At 65.8% G+C, this 632-nt stretch carries 2 pseudogenes; both read left to right on the forward strand.

Annotated elements, in window-relative coordinates:
• Positions 1 to 315, forward strand: a pseudogene (locus NKH41_RS34090) (branched-chain amino acid ABC transporter permease); the annotation flags it as partial.
• 3 nt (positions 316 to 318) lie between these two features.
• Positions 319 to 632 (forward strand): annotated as a pseudogene (locus NKH41_RS34095) (branched-chain amino acid ABC transporter permease); the annotation flags it as partial.

A 632-nucleotide genomic window follows, 5' to 3' on the forward strand; every position in this document is an offset into this window, starting at 1 on the left:
ACGGTGTGGACGGCCGCGGGGTTCGTGGCACTGGTCGCGGGACTTTTGTGGGGCGCGCGCCTCGGCGTCCAGTTCTCGCTGTCGCTGATCGTGCTGAAGGCGCTGCCGGTACTGGTGCTTGGCGGCTTCGATTCCATCCTCGGCGCCATCGTCGGCGGCCTCATCATCGGCGCCAGCGAGAAGCTCGCCGAGGTCTACCTCGGACCCTTTGTCGGTGGCGGCATCGAAGGCTGGTTCGCCTATGCGCTGGCGCTGGTCGTCCTGCTGGTGCGCCCCTCCGGCCTGTTTGGCCAGAAGACTGTCGAAAGGGTCTGACCGATGGCCGTGCAAGCGCTCGATGCCGCAAGGCTTCCCATCGACTGGCAGAGGTTAGCTCTGCCCGTCGCCCTGATTGCCGTGGCCTACGGCCTGATCCCCGCCTATGCGTCGAGCTATCTCGTCGAGGCGATCCTGCTGCCGTTCCTTGCGCTCAGCCTGGCGGCGGTCGGCCTCAACCTTTTGACCGGCTATTGCGGCCAGCTTTCGCTGGGCTCCTCCGCCTTCATGGCGGTCGGCGCTTTCGCCGCCTACAATTTCAACCTTCGGGTCGAAGGACTGCCGCTGGCTGCGACCATGATCCTGGCCGGGATTTC

This window comes from Mesorhizobium sp. M1169 (assembly GCF_040318345.1).
In the GTDB taxonomy this organism is placed as follows: Bacteria; Pseudomonadota; Alphaproteobacteria; order Rhizobiales; family Rhizobiaceae; genus Mesorhizobium.